This is a genomic window from Bowmanella yangjiangensis, from assembly GCF_017255015.1.
Classification (GTDB): Bacteria; Pseudomonadota; Gammaproteobacteria; order Enterobacterales; family Alteromonadaceae; genus Bowmanella; species Bowmanella yangjiangensis.
The window spans coordinates 1-918 of sequence record NZ_JAFKCS010000319.1; the positions used below are offsets into that span (position 1 = coordinate 1).

Below are 918 nucleotides of genomic sequence, written 5' to 3' on the forward strand. Positions count from 1 at the left end.
GCCCAGGGCGGTGGCGTCCTGGTGCTCCTTGGGGAGCAGGAGAAACTCCGGCTTGCCGGCTTTCTTCAGCAGCGACAGGCGCGCGTAGGGTATACCGTTGTCCAGTAGCAAGCCCATGAAGCCAGGATCGCTCCAGGCCTCTTCAGGCATGGCCAGTACGTGGTAGCGGTGCTGTAGGTTGTCCAGGCCGGCCTCGCTCAGGCGATAACGCACCATGTTGGCGGGCAGCAGCACTTCCAGGCCGCGTCTGCGCGCATAGGCAATCGCACTGGCGAAGGCTTCCCCTCGTGTTTCCCCGGCCCAGAATGTGCGGGTGCGCCAGTTGGCTTGCAGTAACTCGACCGGGTCGCCGGCCATGAAGCGTGGCAAGGGCTGGCTCATGGCCTTGAGGAAGTCCTTGTAGCTGATGATGCGGACCTGCCGGCAATGCTCGCTCGCCGCATAGTCTTCGAAACTGCCGTAGCCGGGGGCGGGAGTCGTACAGGCGAAACCGTCGATCAGGCGCAGGTCGAAGGATTGCAGTTGTTGCGTCTGCGCCTCCACGACCTGGGTCAGTGCGGAATGCGCCTGGGCCTTGTCCTCCTGCACCGGGCCGGACAGGGCACCGCGAGGGAGGTGGAGCAGCTGTTGCAGTTGCGGGCCCTCATGCCAGCAGATGCTGTCGGCCGGCGCTGGAAGCACCTTGAATGGCAGACGCAGCACGCTGGCCCTGGCGAAGATCTGCCGCGAGGCACGACCCAGCAACCCCAGGCGTTGTGCCAGGGCCGTCAGGCGGCCACCAAGGGTGGAGGATTCGGGCAGGCTCATGGCCGACAGGTCGCTCCTGAAGCGTCTACGGCAGTGTGGCAGACACAGGCGGCTATTGCCCATACAGCATGGTGCGGCACGTGAGCGCCTGTGGCTGCGTAGGTCTGTGGC

General features: G+C 65.3%; 1 protein-coding gene. It reads right to left on the bottom strand.

Annotated elements, in window-relative coordinates:
- Window positions 1-807, bottom strand: an 807-nt coding sequence (locus tag J0A65_RS24280) for a DUF6685 family protein (RefSeq protein ID WP_206596829.1), incomplete at its 3' end; no start/stop codon positions are given.
- Window positions 808-918: the final 111 nt, after the last annotated feature.